Origin of the sequence: Segatella salivae DSM 15606, assembly GCF_000185845.1 — a bacterium.
Classification (GTDB): domain Bacteria; phylum Bacteroidota; class Bacteroidia; order Bacteroidales; family Bacteroidaceae; genus Prevotella; species Prevotella salivae.
This window is the reverse complement of sequence record NZ_GL629647.1, coordinates 675562-683841: the sequence shown is the minus strand read 5'-3', so window position 1 is coordinate 683841 and position 8280 is coordinate 675562. Positions and strand designations below refer to the sequence as shown.

Annotated in this window: 5 protein-coding genes; all 5 read left to right on the top strand. The window is 38.4% G+C overall.

Translation table 11 applies throughout. The features are described 5' to 3' along the window. The first annotated feature begins 252 nt into the window (after window positions 1–252). Window positions 253–1029 carry a polysaccharide biosynthesis/export family protein gene (locus HMPREF9420_RS02880; RefSeq protein WP_044078714.1) on the top strand — a complete coding sequence of 259 codons (777 nt, stop codon included), beginning with the start codon at window positions 253–255 and terminating at the stop codon, window positions 1027–1029. Between the two features lie 387 nt (window positions 1030–1416). Then, window positions 1417–3300 carry an amidophosphoribosyltransferase gene (locus tag HMPREF9420_RS02875; protein ID WP_007133916.1) on the top strand — a complete coding sequence of 628 codons (1884 nt, stop codon included), beginning with the start codon at window positions 1417–1419 and terminating at the stop codon, window positions 3298–3300. A gap of 58 nt (window positions 3301–3358) precedes the next feature. Next, window positions 3359–4435 carry a glutamine-hydrolyzing carbamoyl-phosphate synthase small subunit gene (carA, locus tag HMPREF9420_RS02870; RefSeq protein ID WP_007133915.1) on the top strand — a complete coding sequence of 359 codons (1077 nt, stop codon included), beginning with the start codon at window positions 3359–3361 and terminating at the stop codon, window positions 4433–4435. Between the two features lie 7 nt (window positions 4436–4442). Next, entirely contained in the window at window positions 4443–7667 is a 3225-nt protein-coding gene (gene carB / locus HMPREF9420_RS02865; protein ID WP_007133914.1) for a carbamoyl-phosphate synthase (glutamine-hydrolyzing) large subunit, read from the top strand. Window positions 7668–7937: 270 nt separating this feature from the next. After that, on the top strand, window positions 7938–8105 hold the full coding sequence (locus HMPREF9420_RS14135; protein WP_007133913.1) for a hypothetical protein: 168 nt from the start codon (window positions 7938–7940) through the stop codon (window positions 8103–8105). The last annotated feature ends 175 nt before the right edge of the window (window positions 8106–8280 follow it).

Genomic DNA, 8280 nt, shown 5'->3' with positions numbered 1-8280 from the left:
CCTGTTCTTGAGAACGAAAGCCTTGAGTTTAATAATTTATGTTAGCCTTTTTAAGAAATAGATACCATGGTTTACCAAAAAGTATTTAGGCTTTTTATACTTACAATCCTTAAGAAACGTTGTGCATATAAAAAGTATGGCCATCAGTCTTACAAGCAAATTGAGTTACTAATATCATTTAATGAATGAAAAATTTGCCGTTCTAAAAAAATAGAATTAAATTTGCAGAGATTTAATTTACCAACAAAGGATATGAAAAAATCATTGGCTTCGTTGCTATTTTTAGTAGCACTTTTATTATTAAGTGGTTGTGCTTCAGTAAAAAAAGTGCCTTATTTTCAAAACATAGATCAAGTAGATTTAGCGGCATCTAAAGATCTTTATAATGCTCATATTATGCCGAAAGATTTGCTGACCATATCAGTAAATACGATAAATCCTACGGTTTCGGCTCCATTTAATCTTTCAACAACAGCATCGTCTGGTGCAAGTAGCACGGCACAAGGTTATTTAGTAGACAACGCTGGAAATATAAACTTCCCCGTGTTGGGTAAGATTCATGTTGCTGGTCTTACGAAAGAGCAATGCGAAGACTTGATAAAAAATAAGATTACACCATATCTTTCAGCTGACGAGAAACCTGTTGTCACGGTGCGAACTTCCAGTTATCGAGTAACTGTTATCGGTGAAGTTAACGCGCCAAAAGTTATTCCTGTTTCGACAGAACAGATGAGTGTAATAGAAGCAATAGCCCAAGCTGGTGACCTAACCGTATATGGAAAGCGAGATAATATCATTCTTCTTCGGGAGAAATCAGATGGAAGTAAGGAATTTCATCGACTGAATTTAAATGATGCAAACATAGTAAATTCACCTTATTATTATTTGCAACAAAACGATGTTATCTATGTAGAGCCTAACAAAGTAAAGGCAAGGAACTCTATCATAGGCTCTTCAACGTCACTCTGGTTCTCTTTTGTGGGAATCGTTACAAGTTTAGCTTCTCTGTTAGCTACTGTGTTAAGATAAATAAAATATAAGAAATGAAGAATGAAAATGGATTGTAAATCAGTTTCATTCTTCTTTTTTTAATTCTGAACTATAGATTAATGAGCGGAAGTCGTGTATGGATTCATTGTAAACATTGATGCACAATGTGTTTTTGTTTGGTATAATATACTAATGATCCCAACAGACTTGAAAAGCTAACATGATGATGAAAAGGTTAAAGTCGAATGATGATTATGTTTGTGTAGACATCAGATGATGGAATCTTTTTAATATAAATAAGATGAAATGCTTTTGCGTTGAGACATTGAAAGCTTCTTTGTCATGATGTAGAAGATGTGAACAAGAAAACAAATTATAGACAAGATAAGACAAAATCTGTTACAATAGAATAGTCAATTAAATGTGATGGAAGGAATAAAAGAAGATTGTGGAGTTGCGTTAATACGCTTGCTGAAGCCGTTAGAATACTATCAGCAGAAGTACGGAACATGGATGTATGGTCTGAACAGGCTCTATCTTATGATGGAGAAACAGCATAATCGTGGGCAGGAAGGTGCTGGGTTGGCTTGTGTAAAGTTGGATTCTACACCAGGACATGAGTATATGTTCCGTGAAAGAGCTGAGGGTTCGAACGCTATAACCGAGATTTTCGGCGAAGTACATAATTGCTTTACAAATGTTGATGCGCATGATTTAGCTGATGCAAGTTATGCAAAAGCAAACTTACCTTTTGCTGGTGAGCTGTATATGGGACATCTTCGGTATAGCACAACAGGTAAAAGCGGAATCTCTTATGTACATCCTTTTCTTAGAAGAAATAACTGGCAAGCAAAGAATCTCTGTTTCTGTGGAAACTTTAACATGACAAATGTTGATGAAATCTTTGAGAAACTGACGCTTCAAGGACAATGCCCTCGTATCTATAGTGATACGTATATCATGCTTGAACTCATGGGGCACAGGCTTGATAGAGAAGTAGAAAGGAACTTCGTTGAGGCTCAAAAACTGAATCTTACCAATAAAGATATCACACGATATATTGAGGATCATGTCAAAATGGAGAATGTCTTAAAAACGACAATGCCTGATTTTGATGGAGGATATGTTGTTTGTGGTGTGACAGGAAGTGGGGAAATGTTCTCTATGCGTGACCCTTGGGGAATCCGACCTGCATTTTATTATAAAGATGATGAAATCGTTGCATTGGCCAGTGAACGCCCTGTTTTACAGACAACCTTTGATCTTGACTGTGAGGAAATAAAGGAATTGGAGCCAGGTATGGCTTTGATGGTTAAACGAAATGGTGAATGTTCGATTAAAAGAATCCTTGAACCGCGAGGAGAATCTGCTTGTTCTTTTGAGCGAATCTACTTCAGTAGAGGTTCTGATCGGGATATTTATAATGAGCGAAAGAAGCTTGGTGAGCAATTGACTGAACCTATATTGAAGGCTGTTGACTATGATACTAACCATACAGTATTTTCATATATCCCTAACACTGCAGAGGTTGCATATTATGGTATGCTTGATGGATTTACACGATATCTAAGTGAACAGAAGATTAAGAAGATAGAAGCGTTGGATCATAGGCCTACACATGAAGAACTTGTTGATATCATGCATGAGTATGTTCGCTCTGAAAAGGTGGCATGGAAAGATATTAAACTCCGCACGTTTATCACAGAAGGTAATAGCAGAAACGATTTAGCCAGCCATGTATATGATATTACTTATGGTAGTATTGAAGCCGGACAAGACAATCTTGTCATTATAGATGATAGCATAGTTAGAGGAACTACGCTAAAGAAGAGCATCTTAAGAATACTTGATCGGCTTCATCCCAAGAAGATGGTGATAGTAAGTAGTGCACCACAGATACGTTATCCAGACTATTATGGTATAGATATGCCTTGCCTTGAAGAGTTTTGTGTGTTCCGTGCGACTATCGCTTTGTTGAAAGAACGCCATCTGGAGAGTATTATACATGATACTTACAAGGCTTGTCAAGAAGAGTTATTGAAACCTAAATCGATGATGGTTAATCAGGTTCGTGCGATATATGAGCCATTCACTATAGAAGAAATCAATGCTAAAATCATTGAAATGTTACGGCCAGAAGGCGTAACTACTCCGATAGAATTGGTTTATCAGAGTTTGGAAGGATTGCATAAGGCTATTCCTTTGCATAAGGGTGACTGGTATTTCACGGGACATTATCCAACTCCTGGAGGTACTAAACTCTGTAATCAGGCTTTCGTCAACTATTATGAGATGCATTTCTCTCGTTGATGAAACTTGGATAGTGACATAAATAATAATCTGTTTAAAGCTTATATAAAGGTATATAATGAGAAACGTAACTTTAGTCTTGAGTGATGGAAGTAAGTTCCATGGCAAAAGTTTTGGCTATGATGCCCCAGTTGCTGGTGAAGTGGTATTCAATACGGCAATGGTTGGTTATCCGGAAAGTTTGACCGACCCCTCTTATGCGGGCCAATTGATGGCGTTAACCTATCCTCTTGTAGGAAATTATGGTGTTCCTCCATTTACAATGGAAGCCAATGGAATTCCTACTTTCATGGAAAGCGATAAGATTTATGCTTCAGCAATCATTGTAAGTGACTACAGTAAAGACTATAGTCATTGGAATGCTGTGGAGAGTCTTGCTGATTGGTTGAAGCGTGAACACGTACCCGGTATAACGGGAATCGATACTCGTGAGTTGACTAAAGTATTGCGTGAACATGGTGTGATGATGGGAAAGATTATCTTTGATGATGAACCTGACAACATACCAGAAGCTGATTATGAAGGTGTAAACTTCGTAGACAGGGTCTCTTGCAAAGAGATTATTCGTTATAATGAAGGTGGTGGAAAGAAGGTTATATTGGTTGATTGTGGCGTAAAAGCCAATATTATTCGTAGTTTAATTAATCGTGGAATCGAAGTTATTAGGGTTCCTTGGAACTATGACTATACAAATATGGAATATGATGGTTTATTCCTTGCCAATGGACCAGGCGATCCTGATATGTGTTCGGATGCCGTTGAGGTCATAAAGAAACAGATTAATCAAAGCACTAAGCCCATTTGTGGTATTTGTATGGGTAATCAATTACTCTCAAAAGCTGCAGGTGCAGAGATTTATAAATTGAAATATGGACATAGAGGACATAATCAGCCTGTACGCTTGGTAGGTAGTGAGAAGTGTTTTATTACGAGTCAGAACCATGGATATGCGGTGAATGCTGCAACCTTAGATAAGGATTGGGAAGAGCTGTTCGTGAATATGAATGATGGTTCGAATGAAGGCATACGCCATAAGACAAATCCTTGGTTTACATGTCAATTCCATCCTGAGGCATGTTCTGGTCCTGTTGATACAGCTTTTATATTTGATGACTTTGTAAAAACTTTAAAGTAGAAAGACGATGAAAGACGAAAAGATAAAGAAAGTATTGCTTCTTGGCTCAGGAGCATTAAAGATTGGAGAGGCTGGAGAGTTTGATTATTCAGGCTCGCAAGCCTTGAAAGCTCTTCGGGAAGAAGGCATAGAAACTGTACTTATCAATCCAAATATTGCAACAGTACAGACATCTGAAGGAGTGGCTGACCACATTTACTTCCTTCCTATACAGCCTTATTTCGTTGAACGAGTTATTCAAAAGGAGCAACCTGATGGCGTGTTACTCTCTTTTGGTGGTCAGACTGCTTTGAATTGTGGTGTTGAATTGGAGAAGACAGGTATCTTTGCAAAGTATGGGGTCAAAGTTTTGGGAACTCCAGTTGCCGCAATCATGAATACCGAAGACCGTGAACTGTTTGTTGAACAGTTAAATGAAATAGATGTAAAAACTATCAAAAGTGAAGCTTGTGAGAATGTAGAGGAGGCACGAAAGGCTGCATCTACACTTGGTTATCCTGTCATTGTGCGAGCCGCATACGCTTTAGGAGGACTTGGATCAGGCTTTGCAGATGATGAAGCTGAACTAAATAAGCTCTGTGAAAAGGCTTTTTCTTTCTCCCCACAAGTGCTTGTTGAAAAGAGTTTGAAAGGCTGGAAAGAGATAGAGTACGAAGTAGTTCGCGACTGTTATGACAATTGTGTCACTGTTTGTAATATGGAAAACTTTGATCCATTGGGTATTCATACAGGCGAAAGTATTGTAATTGCCCCTTCACAGACATTGACAAATAGCGAGTATCACAAGCTTCGTGCATTGTCAATCAAGATAGTTCGTCATATAGGTATTGTGGGAGAGTGTAATGTACAGTATGCATTTGATCCCAAAAGCGAAGATTATCGTGTAATAGAAGTAAATGCGAGACTGTCTCGTTCGTCTGCACTTGCTTCAAAAGCAACGGGATATCCACTTGCCTTTGTTGCTGCAAAGTTAGGACTGGGATATGGATTGTTTGAATTAAAGAATTCTGTTACGAAGACAACTAATGCTTTCTTTGAGCCTGCACTCGACTATGTGGTTTGCAAAATTCCGCGTTGGGATCTTTCAAAATTCCATGGAGTAGACAAAGAATTAGGCTCAAGTATGAAGTCTGTAGGTGAGGTTATGGCGATAGGACGTAACTTTGAAGAGGCTATTCAGAAAGGTCTTCGCATGATAGGGCAGGGGATGCATGGTTTCGTTGAGAACAAAGAATTAAAAATTAACGACCTTGATGCAGCACTTCGTGAGCCAACAGACAAACGTGTGTTTGTCATATCAAAGGCTATGCACAAAGACTATTCTGTAGAACAGATACATAATCTCACAAAGATTGATAAGTGGTTCTTAGAGAAGCTGAAGCATATCATTGATATAGATGAGGCTTTAAAGAAGCAAAATATAAATACTTTAGATCGTGATTTGCTGCGAGAAGCAAAGGTTTATGGCTTTACTGACTTCCAAATTGCACGTGCCATTGGCTTGGAAAATGAAATCGGTAACATGCATAAGGCAGCCCTTTTGGTTCGCAATAAACGCAAATTCTATGATATACTTCCAGTCGTAAAGCAAATAGATACGCTTGCAGCTGAGTATCCAGCACAGACGAATTACCTATATGTAACCTATGGAGGTGTGAAGAGTGATGTCGTGTTTGAGAATGATAAACGCTCTGTAATTGTGCTCGGTTCTGGAGCATATCGTATCGGTAGTTCAGTCGAATTTGACTGGTGTGGGGTGCAAGCTTTGAATACAATCCGTAAAGAAGGCTGGCGTTCTATCATGATTAACTACAATCCCGAGACTGTTTCTACAGATTATGATATGTGCGATCGTCTTTATTTTGATGAGCTTACATTCGAGCGAGTTATGGATATTATAGAGTTAGAGAATCCTCATGGTGTTGTTGTTAGTACGGGAGGCCAGATTCCAAACAACTTAGCGATGAAGTTAGATGCTCAAAATGTTCCTATTCTTGGTACGAAAGCACAGGATATTGATGGTGCAGAAGATCGCGCAAAGTTCTCTGCTATGCTGACCGAAAATGGTATTAATCAACCTGAATGGAGTGCTTTGACGAGTATGGAAGATATCGATGAGTTCATTAAACGAGTTGGATTCCCTGTTCTCGTGCGTCCTTCTTATGTCTTATCGGGTGCTGCCATGAATGTTTGTTCTAACGAAGAAGAACTTAAACGCTTCCTACAATTGGCAGCAAATGTAAGTGAAGATCATCCCGTTGTCGTTTCTAAATTCATTGAACACGCTAAGGAAATAGAGATGGATGCCGTTGCAAAGAACGGAGAGATACTCGCTTATGCTATCAGTGAGCATATAGAGTTTGCGGGAGTTCACTCGGGGGATGCCACGATTCAGTTCCCTCCACAGAAACTATACGTAGAAACAGTTAGACGCGTTAAGCGAATTAGTCGTCAGATTGCTAAGCAATTGCATATCAACGGACCATTCAACATCCAGTTCATGGCTCGCGATAATGACATACTTGTTATTGAATGTAACCTTCGTGCAAGTCGTTCATTCCCATTTGTAAGTAAGGTTTTGAAGATAAATCTTATTGAGTTGGCCACAAGAGTAATGTTAGGATTGCCTGTCGAAAAGCCAAATAAGAACTTGTTCGACCTTGATTATGTTGGAATCAAAGCCAGCCAGTTCTCATTTAATCGTTTACAGAAAGCGGATCCTGTATTGGGTGTTGACATGAGCTCTACGGGAGAAGTTGGCTGTTTGGCTGATGATACGAACGCTGCACTATTAAAGAGTATGTTAGCCGTAGGGCAAAGAATTCCTAAAAAGACGATACTCCTTTCTACAGGTGGAGCAAAGCAGAAGGTGGAGATGCTTGATGCGGCGCGTCAACTGGTAGAAAATGGCTATGAACTCTATGCAACAGGAGGTACAAGTAAGTTCCTTGATGAAAACGGTATAAGCAATACACGAGCTTATTGGCCTTCTGAAGCAGGACAAACTCCCCAAGCTTTAGATTTGTTGCATGAGCATAAGATTGATATGGTGGTTAATATTCCTAAGAATCTTACTGTACATGAGTTGACAAATGGATACAAAGTGAGACGCGCGGCTATAGATCTTAATGTTCCATTAATCACGAATAGTCGTTTAGCCAGTGCCTTTATAAACGCTTTCTGCACATTAAAACTTGACGACATAGACATCAAGTCATGGAATGAATATTAAAAAATAACAACGAAAAGAGGCATTCCTGGGGTTCTGTTAGAACTTTGGGCGTGCCTTTTTCTTTGTTAAATTTTGGAGTGAAAGAAAAGGTATTATTTTATTAACAATATTTTGCAGTTTGTAAATTACTAATAATCAGTAACTTAATAAAAAGTTACATACGGAGTAAAAAAAAGTAGTTAAAAGATGAATGTGAATTAAAAAAAATAGTTACCTTTGCATCGTTTTAATAAACAAATGATTGTTTTACAGATTTAAAAAGCAAAGAAAATGAAGAAATTAGTTTTAGCACTCGTAGCTGTTGCAGCTATCTCATTCGCATCTTGTGGTAACAAAACTGCAGCAAATGCAAACAATGGTGATTCAGACTCTGTAGCTCAGGTTGACACTGCTGATACTGCTGCTGTTGATACTGCTGCTGCTGACACTGCAAAGTAATTTTGCAAACGAGTAGAAAAATGAGAGATTGCCGCTGAACTTTAATTGTTCAGCGGTTTTTTTTTGTTTCATTTCTGAGCTGAGAGAGTGGATTTCTTGGCATGGTTCATTGATTTTCTTTGTAAAATCTATTATGAATGAAATTACGTAATGAATTCCAACATGCGTTATCTGC